Source organism: Streptomyces sp. GbtcB6 (genome assembly GCF_019091475.1).
GTDB lineage: Bacteria > Actinomycetota > Actinomycetes > Streptomycetales > Streptomycetaceae > Streptomyces > Streptomyces hyaluromycini.
In genome coordinates this window covers 36,699-57,738 of the sequence record NZ_JAGXJL010000037.1, presented here as the reverse complement: position 1 = coordinate 57,738, position 21,040 = coordinate 36,699, and the positions used below count along the sequence as shown (strand labels likewise).

The window sequence follows — 21,040 nt, the reverse complement described above, 5'->3', positions numbered from 1 at the left end:
CGCGTCCGCTTTCCGCCTTGTCAGCGGGTGCGGATCCACACCGTCTTCTCCCTGGTCCACTGGTCGAATGCGTTGGTGGACCGCTCCGCCCCGCCGAATCCGGACTGTTTCCAGCCGCCGAAGGGGGAGGTGATGTCGCCCTCGCTGTAGGCGTTGACGGAGACCACTCCGGCCTGGATGCCGCGGGCGAGGCGGAAGGCGGTGTCGAGGTCGCGGGTCCATACGGAGGCGGCGAGGCCGTAGTCGGTCGCGTTCGCCATCCGGATCGCCTCCTGTTCGGAGGCGAAGCTCTGGACGGTGACCACGGGGCCGAACAGTTCCTCGATGAGGACCCTGCTGCCGGCGGGGGCGCCGACCACGACGGTGGGCGGGTAGTAGGCCCCGTGCGGGTGCAGGCCTTCCGGCAGTCGGGGTGCGTGCGCCACGGCGCCGGCGGCGACCGCCTCGTCCACGGCGCCGGCGACCCGGTCCCGCGCCGTAGCGCTGATCAACGGTCCCATCCGGGTGTCCGGGTCGGCGGGGTCCCCGATGGCCAGCGCCCCGGCGGCGGCCGTGAACCGTGCGACGACCTCGGCGGCGATGTCCTCGTGGACCAGGACGCGGGAGCCCGCCGTGCAGTTCTGGCCCGCCGTCAGGAACGCGGCCTCGACCATGTCGTCGACGAGTTCGGCACCGAAGTCGAGCGCGTCCGGCATCAGGATCTGGGGGCTCTTGCCGCCCATCTCCAGGGAGACCCGTTTGAAGTTGGTCTCCGCGGCATCCGCCAGGATCCGCCGTCCGGTGGCCGTCGAGCCGGTGAAGGAGAGGGCGTCCACCCCGGGATGGCGGGCGAGCGCCCGGCCGGCTTCCGCCCCGTGGCCGGGCAGGACGGTGAGCGTCCCGTCCGGGAGACCCGCTTCGGTGGCCAGCCGGGCCAGGTGGAGGGCGGAGCGTGGGGTCGCTTCGGCGGGCTTGAGCAGCAGGCTGTTGCCCGCGGCGAGGGCGGGGCCGACCTTCCAGGCGGCCATGGCGAGGGGGTAGTTCCACGGGAGGACGGCGGCGGCCACGCCGACGGGTTCCCGGCTCATCAGGCCGAGGTGGTCGTGGCCGGTGGGTGCGACGCGGCCGAAGACCTTGTCGGCCGCCTCCGCGAACCAGCGGATCGACTCGATCGCGCCGGGCACGTCGCCGGTGCGGCAGTCCGTGATGGGTTTGCCCGCGTCCTCGCAGTCCAGGCGGGCCAGGATCCCGGCGTCGCGTTCCATCAGGTCGGCGAGGCGCAGTAGCACCGCGGCCCGCTCCCGGGGCGGCCACCCCGACCACACCCCGCTGTCGAAGAGCCGGCGGGCCCGGTCCACTGCCTTGTCCACCTCGTCGGCGGTGGCGGCGGGCAGGGTGTCAAGGGTTTCTCCGGTCGCCGGGTTGACGATCCTGAGCAGACGGACGTTCGTTTCCGTGGTCACGGTCATGCCTCTTTCACCAGTCCCCGTCATGCGTCTTTCACCAGTTCCCAGTGGCCGTCGACCTGACGGGCCAGTCCTCTGCGGCGGAGGTCCTCCAGGTACCTCGCCAGGCCGCGCTCGCCGCGCCTGCGGAAGAGCGGGAGGAGCCTGGGGATGAGGTTCGGCACCAGCATGGAGAAGCGCACCAGGCGGGATTCGCCTGCGCGTGGATACGCTTCGAGTCGCGGCCGGTCGAGCATGCTCACCACCGCGGCGACGACGTCGGACGGCTGCTGCGGCGGGTCCTGGAACTGGAGGGAGTTGCCGCCGTCGACGGCCTCCTGACGCAGCATCGGGGTGTCGGTGGCCGACGGCAGGACGGAGCCGACGCGGATGCCCTTGTCCCCCAGGTCCAGGGCGATGGAGAGCATGGCGCCGCGCAGCCCGAACTTCGACGCCGCGTAGATGGGGGTCTCGCCCTGCGGGAAGATGCCGGCCAGGGACACCGTCGTGATGACGCGTGGGTCGCCGGACGCCTTCAGCAGGGGGATGGCGAGACGGGTGGCGACGAGCGGGGAGAGCAGGTTGAGGTCGATCTCCCGTTCGATGCTCTCCACCGCGCGCACGTCGAATCGCTCGGTGCTGGTCATGCCGACGTTGTTGACCAGCACATCGAGGCGGCCGAAGGCGAAGGCGACGTGTTCGAAGAGGGCCACCACCCCTGCCCGGTCCAGCAGGTCGCAGCCGAGCCCCAGGTGACCGGCGCCGGGCAGGGCGTCCGCGACCCGCTGCGCGCGCTCACCGTCGATGTCGACGACGACGCACACGGCGCCGCCGGCCGCGAACCGCCGGCACAGCGCGCTGCCGATGCCGCCCGCGCCGCCGGTCACCAGCATCACCTTGCCGGTGCAGTCGTAGCCGCTCATGCCACCGACTCCTTGCTGCGGACGGCCGGCACCGCCGGGGGGCGTCCCTCGGTGGGCCAGCCCATGGCGGCGGCGACCTTGGTGAGGTACCTGGTGAACGCGGCGCTGTCGACGTAGCCGGTGTGGCGCGGGGAGTCCACGAACCTCAGGCCGCCGGACAGGTCCGGGCGGTCGCCCCGGATCATGCGGGCGAACCGCTCGGCGTTCGGCAGGCCTCGGCGGGCGTCCTGGACGAAGCCGGCGATCAGCTGCGCCTGGGCGTCGAACAGCTTGTAGGCCGCCGCGTTGGTCTCGACGAAGCCGACACCGAACAGCCCCTCGTGCTCGCGGGAGAACGACGACAGGTACAGGTCGGGGTGCTGCTCGTCGCCGAAGTAGCGCTGGGCGACGGGCACTTTGTGGACGTAGCCGGTCGCCAGCAGGATCAGGTCGAAGTCGTTGCTGCTGCCGTCGGTGAAGTGGACGGTGCGGCCCTCGGCGCGCACGATGCCGGGCCGCGCGGTGATGTCACCGTGCTGCAGGTGGTGCATCAGCATCGAGTTGACCGACGGATGGGTCTCGAAGAGCTTGTGGTCCGGCTTCTGCAGGCCGAGGCGCCGCGGATCGCCGTTGACGATCCGCAGAAGGGTGCCGAACAGCTTCTGCTCCAGCCACTTCGGCAGCCGGGGACCGACGCCTTCGAGGGTGTCCACCGGCCTGCCGAACAGATGCTTGGGGATGAACCAGTAGCCGCGGCGCATGCTGATCTCCGCGTGGTCGGCGGCGCGGGCCGCGTCGCAGGCGATGTCGCAGCCGGAGTTGCCCGCGCCGACGACGAGGACCCGCTTGCCGCGCAGTTCGTCGCTGCTCCGGTACCCGACCACGTGCCGGATCTCGCCGCTGAAGTCACCCGGGATCTCGGGCATGCTGGGGTGCCACTGCGAGCCGGTACAGACCACGACCTGCCCGTGCCGGCTGGTCCGTCCGTCGGACCGGGTGACCGTCCAGGTGCCGTCCGGGTTCTTCGCCACGTCACGGACCTCGGTGCCGAACTCGATCCGCTCCGTCAGTCCGTACGCGTCGGCGAAGGACGTCAGATACGACAGGACCTGCCGCCGCGAGGGGTAGTCGGCGAAGTGGTCGGGCATCGGCCAGCCGCCGAAGCCCGAGAGGGTCCTGCTGGAGATGAAATGCGCCGACTCGTACATCGGGCTGCCCGGGTTGTCGATGTCCCACAGACCGCCCGGCCGTGTGTGACGCTCGATGTGCGTGCAGGGAAGCCCTCGCTCGCCGAGCGCCCGTGCCACTGCCAGCCCCGCGGGACCCGCACCGATGACACACGCGTCGTATTCGGACTTCTTCACGAGTCCACCTCCTGTCGTCACCACGTTTGGTGTGGGAGGAACTTAGGCAGCGGACAGGCTCCCGCGGACTGGCCTGTGCGGCCACAAAGGGGGCCGCGGCGGCCAGCCCGTTGACCGGCCGGGCGCGGTGACGGCCGGTGGACCTCGCCGCCCTGGTGGTGTGCCGGTCTCCTGAGGCACCGCCCGGATCGTCCGCCCCTGGCCGCCAGGGTCCTCAGTGTGGCCGTCGGTGCCCTCCGCCGGGTCGGTCCGCATTCCTACGGTTGCTCCCGTTCGCGCGCACCCCCGGCCCGCCCACGGTCCGTGACAGGAAGAGGCCCCATGACCGCGTCCCTCGGAGCGACGGCTCCGCCTCTGCCCGTGAGGAGCGGCCCGCTCGCGGGAGCCCGCCGGGTCACGGCCGCCGTGTTCGCCGCCCAGGGCGCGGCGGTGGCCGCCGTGTCCACCACCGTGCCCGCCGTGGAGAACCATCTGCGGCTGTCGTCCCTGGCGATGACCGCGCTCACGATCGCCCTGACACTGGCCGCGGGCGCCGGCAGCTTCGCGGGCCTGGCCGCCGTACGACGCTCGGGTACCGTCGCCGTCATGCGCGCGGCCGTGCTGACCGCGGCCGTGGCCCTGCTCTCCGTGGCCTGGGCACCCGGTCGGCTCGCCGCCTCGGCGGCCTATGTCCTCCTCGGGCTGGCGCTGGGCGCCATCGACGTGTCCGTCAACACCCGCGCGGCCACCGTCGAACGCCACTACGGGCGCAGCATCCTCTCCTCCTTCTACGCCGCCTGGAGCGCCGCCGGCGTGGCGGCCGCGCTGCTGACGGCGGGCGTGTCCCGGCTGGGCTGGCCGGTCCAGCACGTCCTGACCGTGCACGCCGTGCTCGTGGCCCTCCTGGCGCTGACCGTCCGGCGCCATGAGCTCGGCTCCCCGCCCGGTGAGGTGCCGGATCCGGCCCAGGAGGTGCTGAGTCCGAGGGTGTGGGCACGGCTCGTCCCCTTCGGTGTCGTTCTCCTCGTCGCCTACGTCGTGGACTCCACGGTCTCGGCATGGTCGACCGCCTACCTTCATCAGACCCTCGCCGCGTCCCTGGCGGCCGCGCCGCTCGCGTACGCGGCCTACCAGGCGGGCACGGTGACCGGCCGGGCGAGCGCCGACCTCATGGTCCGCCGGGTCGGGCCGGTGGCGGTGGTCCGCGCCGCCGTCCTGTTCGCGGCCGTCGCCCTGACCGCTCTGGCAGCGGCCCCGAGCTGGCCGTACGCGGTCGTCGCGGCAGGGTGTACGGGCCTCGGAGTCGCCGCCCTCACCCCGCTGTGCGTCGCCGCGGCCGGCCGGCTGCGGCCGGGTGCCCCCGAGACCGTGCTGGCCCGGCTCAACGTCTTCAACTACGTCGGCGTTCTCGTCGGAGCCGGGGCGAGCGGGGGCCTGGGGGCGACGGGCCACTTCCGCGTCGCCTACGCGATACCCGCCGCACTCGCCCTGGTCCTGGTGACCACGGCACGCTTCTTCCGGACCGGCGGCACCCCGGCCGCCGCGGGCGCGGACACCCCGGTGCCCGGGCTCAGCCCACGTCCTCCCCGTGGCCGTACCCCATGACCGCGGTCCCCCGCCGGCATCCTGTGCGGGGCATGCGCACGGACGCGCCGTCACGCCTCAGATGTGCTCCAGGGACTGTTCCGCCCAGATCGTCTTCCCGTTCTGACCGTAGCGACAGCCCCACCGTGTGGTGAGCTGGGCGACCAGGAACAGGCCGCGTCCTCCTTCGTCGGTTGTGCGGGCGCGTCTCAGGCGCGGCTGGGTGCTGCTGGAGTCCGTGACTTCGCAGACCAGGACGTTGTGCCGGATGAGGCGCAGGTCCACCGGTGGCCGGCCGTACCGGATGGCATTGGTCACCAGTTCACTGACGACGAGCTCTGCCGTGACTGCCAGGTGATCGAGGCCCCATGCGGTCAGCTGACGTGTTGTCGCAGCCCGCGCGTCGGAGACGGCCGCGGGGTCCGACGGGAACGTCCAGTGTGCCGTGTCCTCCGGTGGGATGGCGCGGGTCCGGGCCAGCAGCAGGGCCGCGTCGTCCCGGCGCTCGGGATCCCCGAGTTCGGCGAGGAGGTCCCGGCCGGTGTCGTCCAGCGCGCGGTCGGGACGGCACGACGCGGCCAGTGCGTCGGTGAGCCTCCGTACGCCGCGGTCCACGTCTTCGCCGTTCCGCTCGATCAGGCCGTCGGTGTACAGGGCGAGCACGCTGCCCGGCTCGACGTCGAAGGTCGCGGTCTCGTAGGGCATGCCGCCCACGGCCAGGGGCGGCCCCACGGAGATCGCCACGGGTTCGGCCCGCAGGTCGGGCCGGACGACGATCGGCGGGGGGTGTCCGGCGCAGGCGAGGGTGCAGCGGCGCGCGACGGGGTCGTAGACCGCGTACAGGCAGGTGGCACCGACGGCGTCGTCATGTCCGGGCGGCGCCTCGGCGGCGAGGCGTTGGACCAGGTCGGCGATGTGAGCGAGGAGTTCGTCGGGTTCCGGTTCGAGGTCGGCGAGCGACTGAACCGCCGTGCGCAGGCGTCCCATGGTCGCGGTCGCGTGTATACCGTGACCGACCACATCTCCGGCCACGAGTGCCAGCCGGAGGGAGGGCAGGGGGATGGCGTCGAACCAGTCGCCGCCGATCTCGGCCCCGCCGCCCGCCGGCAGGTAGACGCCGGCCGTCTCGGCGGCCGGTGTGTCCGTCGTGGCCGGCGGGAGCAGCCGCTCCTGCAGCGCCAGGGCCGCGCGATGCTCTCGCGTGTAACGCCGGGCGTTGTCGATGGCGAGGGCGCCTCTGGACGCGATCTCCGACACCAGTTCCGTTTCCTCTTCGGTGAACGGGGCGCATCGGTCGCCGCGCCACAACGTTATGTCCCCGAGCAGCAGGCCGCGGGCATGCAGGGGCGCGATCATCAGCGTGCGGAAGTCCTTGGGAAGAATATGCTCCGCCAGCTGGGGATCCCCGAGGTCGGCGACGAACTCGTCACGATCGAAGATGATCGTCTCTCCGCTCTGGAGCCTGCGGAGTTTGGGATGGTCGGGGAACGGAGGAAGTACGTCGCCGGGCTCCATGCCCACATCGAAGGCGCCGATCGGCGCTCTGGCGGCGTCCCGCAGGTGAAGATCACCTCCGCCCAGCCATTTGGCGGGCTCCTCGCCGTCGAAGACCGCCTCTGCGAGATCGACGCTTGCCAGGTATCCGAGGGCGGGTGCGAGCAGGTCCGCGATGCTCTGTGCCGTGCGAGTGATGTCCAGGGAGCGTCCGATGCGTGCGCCTGCCTGCCGTAGGACGTCCAGATGCAGGCGTGCCCGCCTTTGCTCCGTGGCGTCCCTGAGCACCACGACCACCCCGGTGGGATGGCCTGCTCCGTCCTCCAGCCGGAAGGCCGACAGGGACAGCACCGACTGACGTACCGGCTCCCGCAGCCATGCCGTCGGCTCGTTCTCGAGCACCGCGGGTACGCCGGTCCGCAGAACCTCCCGAAGCACGTCCTCGACGCCCTCGGCTTCCGAAGAGGGCAGGGTGTCGCGCAGGCGCCTGCCGAGGACTGCCCGGGGATCGCCGGGCAGGTCCGGACCGCCATTGGTGCGCACGATGGTCAGATCCGTGTCGCAGAGCGCGATCCAGAACCGCTTCTGGGCGAAGAGTGTGCGCAGCAGTGAGACGCCCTGTTCGCTGTCTGTCGCATGCGGTTGCGGGGTCGCGAGGACGAGGAATTCCGGCGAGCCCGCCAAGCGTGTGAGCCGGAAGGCGACGACGACCACGCCCCCTTCGCGGTGCCGCACCCGCACGTGCCCAGCCGCCGGCCACTTGTCGACTTCGTCCTTGGCCCTCCGGCCGTCGTGCGGGTCCGACAGCAACTCCCGCACCGGGTGGCCGCAGACCTCCTCAGCGGCGAAACCCGTCAGGCGCGCCGCCTCGTCGGTCCAGGACACGATCGTGCCGCGGTCGTCGATCACGGCGCCGGCCGCCGCGTCGCACGTGAACGACCGGGCGCTGCCTGAGGTGGTCGATGCACTCATGGCATCCCTTAGGAGATAGACCCTGATTCATACCATAATGCGCATCTGTAGCTCCGGGCCTACAGATGATCGGCGCCCAGGCGGCAGCCGCGGCGCGGCCGCCGGGGTCAGGAAATCCGACTTGGTCGAACGACTTGCTCGGGGGACTAAGTCAGTATGATGCCGCCATGGCTCATGTGTCCGCGGCGGAGCGCCGCCCCCAGCTGATCAAAGCGGCGATCGATCTCATGACCCGCGAGGGCATCGCCGCCGGAAGCACCCGTGCCATCGCCGCCGAACTCGGCGTGGCGCAGGCGACGGTGCACTACACCTTCGGCACCAAGGAGGACCTCTACCGGTCCGTCATGGAACAGATCACCCATGACCTGGTCGCGCAGGTCGAGGAGTGGGCGCCCACGGACGCCGGTTTCGAGGAGTCCCTGGCCGCGCTGGCCGCGTCCCTGTGGCGCACCGTGCACCAGCAGCCGGCCAGCCACCAGTTGCTCAACGAGTTGAGCATGCTGGCACTGCGGACCCCGAGTCTGCACGAGGCCGCCACGAGCCACCACCGCGAGGTCACGGCCGTCACGGCGAAGCTGATCGGCTTGGCGGCCGAGCGTACCGGCCGCGAGCTCGCCCTGCCGTCGGAGACCATCGCCAGGTTCTTCCTCGCCGGTTTCGACGGACTCATCATGCAGCGTCTCTCCCTGCCCGACGAAGAAGCCGAACAGACCTGTCTGCAGGCCCTGGTCTCGGCCGTCGTCGCCCTGGCCGGCGGCCGGCGCGACCTCGTGCCGGTACCCACGGCCTAGCCGGGGCCTCGGCCGGAACCTCGAAAGCCGGCGCCCGTGAAACACCGAGGCCGCCGCCGTCATTCGACGGCGGCGGCCCCGCTTCGTACGGCTCAGGCCGCCGGCGAGGTGGCAGGCTCGCGTTCACCGGGGATCGAGTCACTGGCCACCGTCATCCTCAGCAGCGGCATGGAGGCGACGAAGGTGCCGACCGCCAGGAGCAGGCTCAGGACCCCGGCCCCCGCGCCGTCGAGGACCGCCCCTACGGCCAGCGGTCCGACACCGGTGCCCAGCGCACCCGCTCCGCTGAGCGAGGCCACGAGTCGCCCGGTGGAGTCGATGAGCGCGGCGGCGGCGAGGGTCTGGACCAGGACCGCCAGCTGGCATGTCTGCCAGAGGACGGCCGCGACCGTGAACAGCACGGGGTCGTGCGTGAAGATCAGCAGCGCCATCGCCAGGGCCTGCGCGCCGACGAAGGCCGCCATCGACCGCCTCCGCCCGAAGCGCCGGGCGGCGGCCGGTCCGGCCATCGCACCGACGAGCGCCACGACGCTGGACACCGCAAGCACGGCCGAGACGACGGAGTGCGACATGCCCGTGTGCTGCCGCCCCAGCACCGAGGCGTAGGACCACGCGCCCTGGGTCACCGCCCAAAGGAGCGCGGTCCCGGCCAGCAGGCCCACCGAAGGGCGGGCCGCCCGCTCGTCCGGGATGCGGGCGGACATGGTCCCCGGCAGGGCAGGCCCGTCCGGCAGCCGTCGTACCAGCGGCCAGGCGGCGAGGCAGCAGACGGCCATGAGGAGAAACCCGGTGCCCTCCCCCACGCCGTGGTTGGCCTCGGGCACGGCCATGATCAGCAGGGCCGTCACGCCGACCACACCGGAGATGGTGACCGCGGACGCCTTGTCGGCGTCGTCGGTGGCGGCGAGCGCGGCCGTGGCCGCCGCGTAGACCGCCCCGAGCCCCGAGCCGAGAACCACGTTGGCCAGGATCAGCGTCGGCACGTCGGTCGCCGCCGTCGCCCCGAGAAAACCGGCCGCCGCCAGGACCAGACCGAGCCGGGTCATCCGCACGCGTCCGGGCCGCGCGGCGCGCTTGGCCAGCAGCAGGGTCACGATCGCGGTCGCGGTCAGCTGGGTCGCGGCCACCAGGCCCGCCGTGGAGTCCGCCAGCGCGAACCGCGAGGCGAAGTCGTCGACGAAGACGGGCATCACGTTCGCTCCGCCGTTGCCCAGCGTCACGCCGGCGACGAGCGCCACCGCGACGGCGAAGGTAAGGGCGGCCGGGCCCCGGCGGGGGGCCGAGGGTGCAACAGACATGTGGTCCTCACGAGTTGGGGACATGGGAGGTTCCGGAGGAGGCCGGCGGGCGGAGTGGTCAGCCCGCCCAGACGTCCTCCACGTAGTAGCCGGACTCGGTCAGGGCGCTCAGCCAGACGCTCGCCTCCGCGTCCCCGGCGCCGGTGTACCTGCGGTAGACCGCCATGAACGCCTCCCGCACCGCGGGGGCCATGCGCCGGCCGTCGCCGCAGACGTAGACCCGCCCGCCGGCTTCCAGCGCCGCCCAGACCTCGGCGCTCTCCCTCGCGATGCGGTCCTGCACGAAGCGTGCACCGTCCTCGGGTGCGCAGGAGAAGGCGGGCCGCATGCTGACGGCGCCCGCGGCCTCGGCCGCCTCGAACTCGTCGCGGTGCAGGTAGTCCACGTCAGGGTGGTCGCACCCGAAGTAGCACAGCAGCGTTCCGGTGGACCGGGCGTGGTGCCGGTCGAGGACGGCGCCCCGGAAGGGAGCCAGCCCCGTGCCGGCGCTGACCAGGACCACCGGTACGGACGGGTCCCGCGGCAGCCGGAAGTCCTCGCTGCAGGGCAGCACCCTGGCCTGGACGGTGTCGCCGGCTTCCACCGTCTGCAGGTAGTGCGAGGCGATGCCCCGGAAGGTGCCCTCGCCGGCGCGGTGGGGTGCGGCGAGCAGCGACACCATCAGGTCGACCTCGCCGGGTGCCGCCTGGGCGGACGAGGAGATCGAGTAGTGGCGCGGGCGCAGCACCGGCAGCAGCTCCAGGAAGCGCTCGAACGGCAGCTCGCAGGCGCGGTGGCGCTCCAGCAGGTCCAGCACACTGTGTCCGGCGGCGGTCACCTCCTCGCCGAAGGCTGCCGGGTCCGCGGCGGCGAGCGCGGCCAGGGGCCGTCGTTCCGGCGGGCAGGCCGTGTGTTCGGCGAGTACCGCCACCTGCTCCCGGGTGGCGGGGTCCTGCAGTTCCACGAAGTCGGTCAGCAGCCGGCGCAGGGTCAGCGGGCGGTCGACGGGCAGGGCGCCCCGGCTGCGGCGGCGGGCGCGCAGGCGGACGGTGCGGTCCAGGTCGAGGCCGAAGCGGTCGGCGACCCTGCGGACGAGGGCCTCCGGGTTGCCCGGCAGTACGGCGATGTGGTCGCCGGTGCGGTAGGTGACGCCCTCGGGCAGCCGCAGTCGCAGGAAGCGTTTGGAGCGGCCGAGTTCGTGGTTCATGTCGACCAGTTCACGGGCGGCGAGGACCTCCATCGGCTGGACGCCGTGCCGTGCCGCGAGTCCGCCGATGACCGAGTCGTCCGCGTCCTCCAGCGCGTACAGTCCGTCGTCCGCCTCGCCTTCCGGTTCCGCTGCCGGCTGCGCCTCGCCGTCGGTGCCGTGCCGTTCCAGGAGCGCGGCCCACAGGTCGGCGGTCCACCGGTCCACCGTGCCGGCGAAGTCACCGGAGGCGTCCGCGGCGCCCCGCTCCAGGACCGGCGTGGCACCGGCGGCGGTCAGGCGGTCGTCGATGAGGGTGGGGATGCGCTGGTAGGTGGCGGCCCAGTTGCGGTCGCCGACGCCGAGTACGGCGTACTGCACGCCGTCGAGCGAGCCGGGTTCGAGCCCCTCCAGCCGGCGGACGAACTCCGCCGCGTCGTCGGTGGGCCTGCCGTTGTAGGAGGCGGCCACGATGACGACCGGTCCGTCGGTGGCGGAGAGCCGGTCCACGGCGTCGTCGAGGGGGGCGGCGGTCGCGAGGAAGCCGTGCTCCTGGCCGTCCGCCGCCAGGTCGCGGGCGATGCCCGCGCAGGTGCCGAGGTTGGAGCCGTGCAGCACGGTCAGTGCGGTGCCGGTGGCACGACGGACCGCGGGCCGGTCCCGGGCGTCGGGCGCGCTGCTCGTGGCGACGACGGGCAGGCGGCGCTCACCGCTGGTGCGCCGGGCGAGTTCGAGGGTGAACCCGTCGGGCTTGATGGTGAGCGACTGCTTGATCTTCAGGTGGTAGTCGCAGTGGTCGACCAGACGGTAGCGGTGGACCAGCAGACCCAGCAGCAGGGTGGCTTCGTGCAGGGCGAACTGGCGGCCGATGCAGGCACGTTCACCGTTGCCGAACGGCTTGAACAGATGGATCGGGCGCGCCGCCTCCTGCTCGGGCGTGAACCGCTCGGGGTCGAAGAGCTCGACGTTCTCGCCCCAGGCGGGGTCGCGGTGCAGGGCCGGGGTGAGGATCATCAGCGTCTCACCCTTGCGTACCTGGTACCTGCCGCCGATGACGGTGTCCTCGATCGACTCCACGGCGAAGGCGGGCGCCGTCGGCCACAGCCGCAGGCTCTCGGTGAGCACCTGGCGGATGTAGGTGAGCTTGCCGATGTCCCCGTACTCGGGCTCGGGGTTGTCGGTGTCGCCCCACAGGGAGTCCACCTCGGCCTGGGCCCGGGCCAGTACCTCGGGGTGCTTGGTCAGGTAGTACAGGGCGAACGACAGGGCCCCGCTGGTGGTCTCGTGGCCGGCGATGAGGAACGTGATCACCTGGTGGCGGATGTTCACGTCGTCCAGTGGCTCTCCCGTTTCGATGTCACGGGTGTGCAGCATGCGGCCCAGCAGGTCGCCGGTGCTCGTGTCGCCGGAGGCCCTGCGCTGCCGGATCACCTCGTCGACGAGGTTCGTCATCAGTTCGGCGTCCTTGCGGAACCGGTCGGCCTGCTTCCTCCGGAACAGCTCCGTGCCCGGGATCGACTCGCCCTTGGCCTGGGTGAAGGCCAGCGCGCGTGACATCGCCTCGACGAAGGGGTGCGGCTCGTCACGACGGAAGGACTCGAAGTCGTAGTCGAAGCCGCACAGCCCGATCGTGTCGAAGGTGAGCCGGGTCATGTCCTCGGGAACGTCCACGGAGTGCTGCCCGGCGGCCCGGTCCCACTTGGCGAGGAGAGAGCGGGCGGCCCGGAGCATGGTCGCGTGGTAGCCGCGCATCGCCCCGAGCGAGAAGGCCGGCATGAGGATGTCGTGCGCCCTGTGCCAGTTCGGTTCGTCGTTGAAGGCCGTGAACAGGCCGTCCCCGGCGATCTGGCGGATCTCGACCAGGTCCGGGTGCACGTTCTTGCGGAACCGGGTCGTGTCGGACAGCTCGGCCACCAGGTCCAGGCCGCCGACGAGGACGGTCTCGATCCCGAAGACACGGACCCGGAACACCGGACCGAGCTCCTTCATCTCCTTCATCAGGTGGACGAGGCCGTCGGCGCCCTTCGGGATGCCGAGCGCGTGACCGAACAGGGGCAGCGCCGGGCGCTCGGGGATCGCCTGGAGGGTGTCGCTCGTGTCGACGAACGCGTGAGTCATGGGCGTGCCCTTTCGTTCCACATCAGCAGTCGCTTGTCGATCAACATACAAGCGACATTGTCACTCGACAATGTCGATCGATTGTGTTGATTGACACGGTCGACCGACAGAACCAAGTCGAGATGCAGAGCGTCTGGATCGTTCGGCCGCCGCGCCGACCGCAAGGGCGCCTGAGGGCAGGCCGGCTGCCGTCGAAGGGCAGCCGGCCGTCACTCCCTCCCGCTCGGCGGCCGACCGCACCTGTCACCGTCCACGACATCAGCGCGGTCGGCATGCTCGTGACGGCGTGGCGGGGAGGCCCACGCTCGCGAAGCGCGACGGGGCGAGCGACGCCCGCGCGGGCGTTCGGTACGCCGACGACGGCGACGTCGTCAGCTCGGTCGGGGTGTCGGCCGGGATCCCGTACGAGCCGGCCGGCACCTGGCCTCGCGCGTCACGCCTCCACCGGTGCGGGCTCCCGGGCCAGGGGCTGGGCCGCGTACGTGATGCGGACGACACCGTCCGCATGGCGTTCCGTACTGCCTCGGACGCCGAAGACGTCGCGGAGGAGATCCGGGGTCAGGACGTCCAGGACGGGCCCTGCCGCCACCACCGCGCCCTCGTGGAGGACGACCAGGTGGTCGCAGAGCCGGGCGGCCAGGTCGAGGTCGTGGAGGACCGCCAGGGTGGTGATGCCCGTGCTGCGGATCAGGTCCAGGAGCTCGAACCGGGCGCGGATGTCGAGGTGGTTGGTGAGTTCGTCGAGGACCAGGAGCCGGGGCCGCTGGGCGAGGGCGCGGGCGAGCAGGACGCGTTGGCGTTCGCCGCCGGAGAGGGTGGTGTGGTCTCGGTCCGCGAAAGGGCCGACTCCGCAGCGGGTGATCGCCTCGGCCACGGCCTCGCGGTCCTCGGTGCCGTCGCGGCCCATCAGGCCGTGGTGGGGCGTGCGGCCGAGAGCGACGATCTCGGTGACGCTCAGTCCGGTCGTGGTGCCGGCGTCCTGGAGGACGGCCGCGGTGCGGCGGGCGGCGGTGCGTGCGGAGAGTTCCCACACGTCGTCGCCGCCCACCCGGACCACTCCCCCGGCCGGGCGCAGGGAGCGGTAGACCGTGCGGAGCAGGGTGGACTTTCCGCTGCCGTTGGGGCCCACCAGCCCGACGATGTCGCCCTTCGCCGCCTCCAGGGTCACCTCGCGGAGGATCGGCTTGCGGTCCAGTGTCACGGCCAGCTTGTCGACGGTCAGTTTCATGCGCGAGTCGGTTTCACGGGCGAGGTCATTTTCGTGCGCGACGTCATTTTCATACGGTGTCCAGGCCCTTGTTGCGGCGCAGCAGCCACAGGAAGAAGGGGGCGCCCAGCAGGGCGGTGAGGATGCCGAGCGGGAGTTCGTTGGGGCGGGTGAGGGTGCGGGAGAGCAGGTCCACCAGGACCAGGTAGATCGCGCCGAGGAGGGCGGTCAGGGGCAGCAGGCGCCGGTGGTCGGCGCCCACGGTCAGGCGGATCAGGTGGGGAATCATCAGGCCGACGAAGCCCACCCCGCCCGCGACGGCGATGACGGTGCCGGTGAGCAGCGCGCTGATGACGAGCAGGACGGCCCGGAGCCGGTGGACGTCCACGCCGAGCGCGGTCGCGGACTCGTCGCCCGCCAGCAGGGCGTTGAGGCGCCGGCCGAACAGGGTCAGCAGGACCGTGCCGGCCAGGACGACGACCGTGACGGTGGGCAGTTGGCTCCACTGGGCGCCCGCGACGCTGCCGAGCATCCAGAACATCACCGTCCGCAGCTCGGTGGGGGTGGCGAGCAGCTGGACGAAGCTGGTCATCGACAGCAGGACGTAGCCGACCGCGACGCCGGCGAGCACCAGCCGGGTCGGGGCGAGCCGGCCGCCCCGCTGTCCCAGGGCGAAGACCAGCGCGCCGGCGGCGAGCGCGCCCACGAACGCCGCACCCGAGACGCCGAGTCCGCCCAGTCCGGCGAGCGCGGCACCGCCGAGGGTGATGACCAGGACGGCGCCGAGTGAGGCGCCGTAGGAGAAGCCGAGGACGACCGGGTCGGCGAGGGGGTTGGAGACCAGGGTCTGCAACACCGCCCCGGCGACGGCCAGGCCCGCGCCGACCAGGGCGGCCAGGGCGACGCGGGGTGCCCGGAAGGTCCATACGATCTGGTCCAGGGCGGGGTCGCCGGTGGCACCCCGGCCGGTGACGTGGTGCAGGAGGATCCGCCACACGTCGCCCACCGGGATGTTCACCGCGCCGATGCTCACCGCCACCACCATGACGGCGACGAGCACGATCGGCAGGACGACGAGTCCCAGCCCGCTCAGGATCTCCGGCGCTTTCAGAACTTGTCGGGGTGCAGCATCTCGGCGATCTTCGCCACGGCCAGGTCGTTGCTCGGGCCGAGGTACATCGAGTCGGAGAGCGCTACGTACTTGTCGTTCTTCGCGGCCGGCCACTGGGGGAACTCCTTCAGCAGTTTCCTGGCGTAGGCCGCCGGGTTCGGGTCGTTGTAGCCGATGACGACGAGCGCGTCGACGTCGGTGGCGGCCACCTTCTCCTTGCTGAGGTCGGCGAAGGAGGTCCTGGAGGCGTTCGCGAAGGCGTTGGTGCCGCCGGCCTTGGCGAGGATGTCGTTGTAGATGCCCTTGGCGACGACCGAGCTGAAGTCGTTGCCGCCCATGGCCATGTTGGAGAAGAGGACCATGACCTTGGGCTGCTTCTCGCCCTCGACCTTGGCGGCGACCTCGTCGATGTGCTTCTGCGACGCGGCGACGAGTTTCTCGGCCTGGGCGCTCCTGCCGAAGATCTTCCCCATGTCGCGCAGCAAGGTGTAGCTGTCCGCGATGGTCATCCTGGAGGTGTCCTGGTCGCAACCCTGCGGCGAGACATAGGTGTTGGCGCCGGCCTGCTTGAGCTGGTCCCGGGTGGCGAAGCCGTTCTTCTCGTCGAAGCCGTACGACGTCGTCGACAGCACCAGGTCCGGGCGCAGCCCGATCATCGCCTCGCGGGGGATGTCGTAGGCGTCGTTGAGCTTGACGTTGCCGGTGGGCAGCTTCTTGACGGCGGCGGCGCGGCCCGCGACCTCGGACATCCCGTAGCTCTGCTGGTTGGCCACGATGCGGTCGCCGAGGCCGAGGGAGAGCAGGGTGGAGACCTCGGCGACGGAGGCGCCGTTCATGAGGACGACGCGGCTGGGCTCCTTGCCGAACTTCTCGGACTCGCCGCAGTTCGTGAGGGTCACCGGATAGCCGGACTTCGCGGCTGCGGCGGACGCGTCGCCGGCGGCGCCGTCCGCTGTGCCGGTCGGGGATCCGCACGCCGCGGTGACCAGACAGAGGGCGCCGGCCAGGGCGGTCGCGGCCGGCCGTTTCTTCGACATGCAGACTCCTTCTTGGGGGGGCGTTCGTGAGGCGTCGGGTTCTGTTGCAGTAGTCGGGGGGCGCTGCCGGCGAGTTCCCGGAGGTTCCCGACTACCTTGTGGGGACGGCGAGTTGGCCCTGTTTCCGGCCGGGCGCGGGGAGCGCTCCGGTGGTGACGCAGTGGTCGAGGTAGCGGAAGACGAGGTCCCGGTCGGCGGGCGGGCAGGTGAAACCGCTGCCGCGCAGACCGTCGGCGGTGTTCTCGGCACGGATGTGTCCCAGGCGAAGGCCGGGTCCGGTCACGTCGTCAGCCGCCATGTCCGTGGCTTCGAAGAAGGCGAGCATGCTCCGTGCCGCGTCGGAGGGCGCCGAACGCGGTAGTTCGGCGCGCCACCGGGCCAGCGGCAGGCGCCGCAGCGGGTAGCCGTACTCCTCCAGCCAGTCGTAGACGTCGCTCAGCCGCACCGGGGCGACGGTCGCGTGGTTGAAGACGGTGGCGCCCGGGGGCCGCCGGACGAGGCACAGGTGGACCAGGGCCCGGGCGACGTGGTCGACCGGCATCCAGATCTCCTCCTCGAACAGCTCGGGGACGATGCCGGCGGGGATCCCGGCGCGCAGCACGCTCCACAGGAAGTCCCGCGCGTTGACGTATCCGGTGGCGGCCGGGCCGACGATCCGGCCGAGCCGGTGCACGGTGACCGGCAGGCCCCGCTCGGCGGCCTGTTCCAGCAGGCGCTCGGCGGCCCACTTGGACTGCTGGTAGCCGTGGCGCAGTCCCGGGTGGGGCGGCAGGAACGCCTCCGGTACCTCGGGGCCGAGGGCGAGCGGCAGGGCCACGGACAGGGTCGACACGAAGTGCAGGGGCGTCGACCGTACGGCCGCCATGCGCAGCAGCGTCCTGGTGGACTCGGTGTTGGCGGCCCGGAGGGTGGCGTACTCGCGCATGATGCTGACCGTCGCGCCGTTGTGGAGGATCGCGTCGCAGGTGCGGGCGAGGTCCGTGAACCGCGCCTCGTCCAGGCCGAGGTGGGGGCGGGCGAGGTCGGCGGGGAGCGCCGTGACGCGTTTGCGTGCCGTGGCCGGGAGATCGACCAGGTGCGTCTCCAGGGCCCGGTGGAGGCGTGCGGCGGCCTCGTCGGGGCTCGCGGCCCGAACCGGGCAGACGACCTCCGCGCCGGTGGTCGTGAGGAGTTCGGCCAGCAGGTGGACGCCGACGAAGCCGGTGGCGCCGGTGAGCAGGATCCTGTCCGGTGCCCCGGTCGCGTGGGGGCCGTCGCCGGGGCCTATGTCGGGGTCGAGGACGGAGTCCGTGAGCAGGGCCGCCGGGAGACCGGGGGCGGCCGGACCGTCCTGTTGTTCCAGGTGGCGGGCGAGCCCGGCCGGCGTCGGATGCTGGAAGAGCCAGGCGACCTTCACGTCACGGCGCAGCTCCACGCCGAGGCGGTTGGCGACCTGGATGGCCTGGAGGGAGTGGGCGCCCAGGTCGAAGACGTCGTCGCGGGCGGAGACGGCGGGCACGCCGAGCACCTGTTGCCAGACGGCGGCGATGGTGCGCTCCGGCTCGCCGTCGGACGCGGTCGTCTGCGCCCGGGGCGCGGGGACGGCGAGCGCCTTTCTGTCGGTCTTGCCCGAGCTGGTCAGGGGCAGGCGGTCCAGGAACTCGACGGCCGACGGGATCACCGCGGCCGGCAGCGTCGACCGGAGGTGGTCCCTGACCGAGGCCACGGCCGGGGCGGGCCCGGCCGGGACGACGTACGCGGCCAGGCGCCGTGTCCCGTCCTCCAGCACCTGTCCGACCACGGCGGCGGCGCCGATCCCCGGATGGGCCAGCAGCGCGCTCTCGACCTCGGCCGGATGCACACGATGTCCGCTGATCTTGAACTCGGTGTCCGAGCGGCCGAGGTGGCGCAGTTGCCCGTCGTCGCCGATCCGTACGAGGTCGCCGGTGCGGTAGGCGCGGGGGGCTCCGGGGAGTGCGTCGAGCGGCGCGAAGCGGGAGGCGTCCGGGAGGTCGTGTGCCCGGTAGCCGACGGCCAGGTTGTCGCCCAGGAGGTGGAGTTCGCCGTCGGTGACGGCGGCGCGGGTGCCGGGGAGGGGCAGGCCGATCGGGACGTCTCCCGGCGCGAGGGCGGGGTCGTGGAGGTCGGCGACGGTGGCGACGACGGTGGCCTCGGTCGGGCCGTAGGTGTTCAGCAGCCGCACCGAGGTGCCGACGGACCTGCGCCAGCGGTCGACGCGTTCCGGGAGGGCCGCCTCGCCGCCGATGACGACGGTCCGCACCGCTGTCGGCAGTGTGGCGGTGCCGGTCGACACGGCGTAGGCCAGTTCGTGCCAGTAGGCGGTGGGGAGGTCGAGGAAGTTGATCCGCAGCCGCGCGCAGGCATCCAGGAAGGAGGGGACGGAGTCGGTCATGTCGTCGGTGCGGACGACCAGCGTGGCGCCCGCGCACAGGGTGAGGAAGATTTCCTCGACGCTGGTGTCGAAGTGCAGTGGGGCGAACTGCAGGACGCGGTCGGCCTGTTGGAGACCGTAGCGGTGGGTGGCGCCGGCGACGAAGTGGGCGAGGGCGCGGTGGTCGACCTCGACACCCTTGGGGCGGCCGGTGGAGCCCGAGGTGTACAGGACGTAGGCGAGGTCGCCGGGGGCCGGCGCGGTCGGCTGTAGGGTGCGGGGCCCGGAGTCGGAGGCGTGCAGGTCGGCGGCCGTCAGGACGAGCGCGGGCCGGGCGTCCGCCAGCAGCTCCGACCTGCGTGCCGAGGGGGCCGTCGGGTCGAGCGGGCAGTAGGCGGCGCCGGAGAGAAGGATGCCGAGGAGGGCGGTGACCGCGTCGATGCCGCGGGGCAGGTCCACGGCCACCAGGTCCCCGGGGCTCACTCCCCGGGCGGCCAGTCGGCGGGCCAGGTCGCGTGCCGAGCCGAAGAGTTCGGCGTACGTCACGCTGCGTCCGTCGTGTTCGACGGCCACGGATCCGCCGCGCCGGGCGGCATGGCCGGCGATCAGGCCGAGGACCGGGCGGGCGGGGCCCGGCAGCGGTCCTCCGTCCAGGACCGGCACGGTCGCACGCGCACGCAGGTCGCCGAGCGGCCGGTCGGGTGCCGCGACGGCCGCCCGGAGCAGGACGAGGAGCCCCTCCTGGAATTCACCGGCGTCGGCCTCGTCGTAGAGGTCGGGGTTGGCGTCCACGGCGATGCGCAGCCCCGCGCCCTCGGAGCGGTCGTAGACGTTGACGGCCAGGTCGTCGACGGGTCCGGCGGAGACGTTGTGGACGGTGCTGCGGTGTCCGGCGAACCGCAGGTCGTACGCGAACGGCATGATGTTGACGCCGGGCCCGGACAGGCGCCGCTGTCCGCCGACGAGCCTGAGGTCGCGCCGCAGCCGCTCGTAGCGGTAGCGCTGGTGGGGCAGTGCGGCGCGGAGTTCGGCCGAGATCCGGGCCGTGAGGTCGCGCAGGGTGTCCGACGCGGTGACGCCGACGCGCAGCGGCAGGATGTTGCGGACCATGCTGGGGACGCGCAGGGAGACGGAGCCGAGGCGGCCCATCGCGGGCAGGCTGAGGACGATCTCCGGCTCGCCGGTCAGGTGGTGCAGTCGGGCGGCGGTGACGGCGAGGACGACCTCGGACCAGGTGGCCCCGAGGTCGCGGGCGACCGCGCGCAGCGCCTCCGTCTCCGCCGGCTCCAGGTCGGCCACCCGCCGGTGAAAGGTGCGCGCGGGCAGGGCCGTTCGCCCGGCCGGGGTCGCCACCGGCGGCCGGTCCGCGTACCGGTCGGCCCAGTAGGCGCGGTCCTTGGCGAAGCGGGGCGACTCCCGGTAGGCGCGTTCCTCCTCCCGGACGGAGTCCAGGGTGCGGAAGCCGTGCTCCGGCACCGGCTCCCCTGCCGCCAGGGCCGTGTAGACCTGCGCGACCCGGTGGGCGACCAGCGACAGGCCGAAGCCGTCGAGGGCGATGTGGTGGACGCGGTGGTACCAGAGGTACTCCCGGGGTGCGATGCGCAGCAGGGCGTGGCCGAAGACGGGCTCGCGGGTGAGGTCGACCGGGCGGGCCATGTCCTGGTCCATCCAGGCCAGGGCCGCCGCGTGCGGGTCGGGTTCGGCGGTGAGGTCCGCGGAGTGCGGCTGCCAGTCGGCCGCCGGGGCGGGCGTCTCCCAGGGGCGGCCCCCGTCGTCCACGACGTAGGCGACGTTCAGGGCCTCCGTCTCCGCGACCACCCGGTGCAGGGCGGCGGCGAAGGCGGCGGTGTCCACCGGCCCGTCGATGTGGACGTACTCGGCCGTGTTGTAGGCGGGGCTGTCCGGGTCGAGCCGCTGACCGGTCCAGATGCCTTCCTGGGCGGCCAGCAGCGGACGGCGCACGGTCACGCGGTCGCCTCCCGCCGTGCGGAGAGGAGTTGCCACCACTGGGCGAACGAGGTGCACTCGGCGAGTTCGACGAAGGTCACGTCCACGCCGGCCGCCCGCCACCGCTCCACGAGGGTGGTGATGCGCAGGGAGTCCAGTCCCGCGTAGAGGGGGTGCTCTTCGAGGTCGACCTCGTCGGGCTGCTGGTACAGGAACTCCGCCAGGTCCGCGCGGAAGCCCTCCAGCGTGAGGGGAGCGGTCATGTCGTCATCTCTC

13 protein-coding genes are annotated in these 21,040 nt (G+C 72.3%); 2 read left to right on the top strand and 11 right to left on the bottom strand.

Annotated features, from left to right (window positions below):
- Positions 1 to 20: 20 nt before the first annotated feature.
- The 3 genes from KVT45_RS40575 to KVT45_RS40565 are packed head-to-tail and all read right to left on the bottom strand — an operon-like array spanning position 21 to position 3,690.
- On the bottom strand, positions 21 to 1,472 hold the full coding sequence (locus KVT45_RS40575; protein ID WP_217554393.1) for an aldehyde dehydrogenase family protein: 1,452 nt from the start codon (positions 1,470 to 1,472) through the stop codon (positions 21 to 23).
- On the bottom strand, positions 1,469 to 2,347 hold the full coding sequence (locus KVT45_RS40570; protein WP_217554391.1) for an SDR family NAD(P)-dependent oxidoreductase: 879 nt from the start codon (positions 2,345 to 2,347) through the stop codon (positions 1,469 to 1,471). The genes KVT45_RS40575 and KVT45_RS40570 overlap by 4 nt, the downstream gene beginning before the upstream one ends.
- A complete protein-coding gene (locus KVT45_RS40565; RefSeq protein WP_217554390.1) occupies positions 2,344 to 3,690 on the bottom strand; it encodes an NAD(P)/FAD-dependent oxidoreductase in 1,347 nt (448 codons plus the stop codon). Before KVT45_RS40565 ends, KVT45_RS40570 begins: the two co-directional genes overlap by 4 nt.
- A 321-nt stretch (positions 3,691 to 4,011) precedes the next feature.
- On the opposite strand from KVT45_RS40565, the gene KVT45_RS40560 reads away from it, so the two are divergent.
- Entirely contained in the window at positions 4,012 to 5,274 is a 1,263-nt protein-coding gene (locus tag KVT45_RS40560) for an MFS transporter (RefSeq protein ID WP_217554389.1), read from the top strand.
- A gap of 57 nt (positions 5,275 to 5,331) precedes the next feature.
- Here KVT45_RS40560 and KVT45_RS40555 read toward each other — a convergent pair whose 3' ends face one another.
- Positions 5,332 to 7,719, bottom strand: a complete 2,388-nt coding sequence (locus tag KVT45_RS40555; protein WP_217554388.1) for a SpoIIE family protein phosphatase — start codon at positions 7,717 to 7,719, stop codon at positions 5,332 to 5,334.
- A 167-nt stretch (positions 7,720 to 7,886) separates the two neighbouring features.
- Between KVT45_RS40555 and KVT45_RS40550 the strand changes: the two genes are divergently transcribed.
- Positions 7,887 to 8,510 (top strand): TetR/AcrR family transcriptional regulator, encoded by a 624-nt coding sequence (locus KVT45_RS40550; protein ID WP_217554387.1) that lies wholly within the window; start codon positions 7,887 to 7,889, stop codon positions 8,508 to 8,510.
- A gap of 92 nt (positions 8,511 to 8,602) precedes the next feature.
- Here KVT45_RS40550 and KVT45_RS40545 read toward each other — a convergent pair whose 3' ends face one another.
- From KVT45_RS40545 to KVT45_RS40515, 7 genes are all read right to left on the bottom strand, one after another.
- Complete coding sequence (locus KVT45_RS40545; RefSeq protein WP_217554386.1) at positions 8,603 to 9,808, bottom strand: sugar MFS transporter; 1,206 nt, start codon at positions 9,806 to 9,808, stop codon at positions 8,603 to 8,605.
- Positions 9,809 to 9,866: 58 nt separating this feature from the next.
- Positions 9,867 to 13,091 carry a bifunctional cytochrome P450/NADPH--P450 reductase gene (locus KVT45_RS40540; RefSeq protein ID WP_217554385.1) on the bottom strand — a complete coding sequence of 1,075 codons (3,225 nt, stop codon included), beginning with the start codon at positions 13,089 to 13,091 and terminating at the stop codon, positions 9,867 to 9,869.
- 433 nt (positions 13,092 to 13,524) lie between these two features.
- Positions 13,525 to 14,319 (bottom strand): ABC transporter ATP-binding protein, encoded by a 795-nt coding sequence (locus KVT45_RS40535; protein ID WP_217554384.1) that lies wholly within the window; start codon positions 14,317 to 14,319, stop codon positions 13,525 to 13,527.
- 49 nt (positions 14,320 to 14,368) lie between these two features.
- The gene (locus KVT45_RS40530; protein ID WP_217554425.1) at positions 14,369 to 15,343 is read right to left on the bottom strand and encodes an iron ABC transporter permease; all 975 of its coding nucleotides are present in this window, start codon (positions 15,341 to 15,343) and stop codon (positions 14,369 to 14,371) included.
- A 62-nt stretch (positions 15,344 to 15,405) separates the two neighbouring features.
- The gene (locus KVT45_RS40525; RefSeq protein ID WP_217554383.1) at positions 15,406 to 16,446 is read right to left on the bottom strand and encodes an ABC transporter substrate-binding protein; all 1,041 of its coding nucleotides are present in this window, start codon (positions 16,444 to 16,446) and stop codon (positions 15,406 to 15,408) included.
- Between the two features lie 91 nt (positions 16,447 to 16,537).
- Positions 16,538 to 20,785: a non-ribosomal peptide synthetase gene (locus KVT45_RS40520; RefSeq protein WP_217554382.1), complete on the bottom strand. Its 4,248-nt coding sequence runs from the start codon at positions 20,783 to 20,785 to the stop codon at positions 16,538 to 16,540.
- On the bottom strand, positions 20,782 to 21,027 hold the full coding sequence (locus KVT45_RS40515) for a phosphopantetheine-binding protein (protein ID WP_217554381.1): 246 nt from the start codon (positions 21,025 to 21,027) through the stop codon (positions 20,782 to 20,784). The genes KVT45_RS40520 and KVT45_RS40515 overlap by 4 nt, the downstream gene beginning before the upstream one ends.
- Positions 21,028 to 21,040 lie beyond the last annotated feature (13 nt).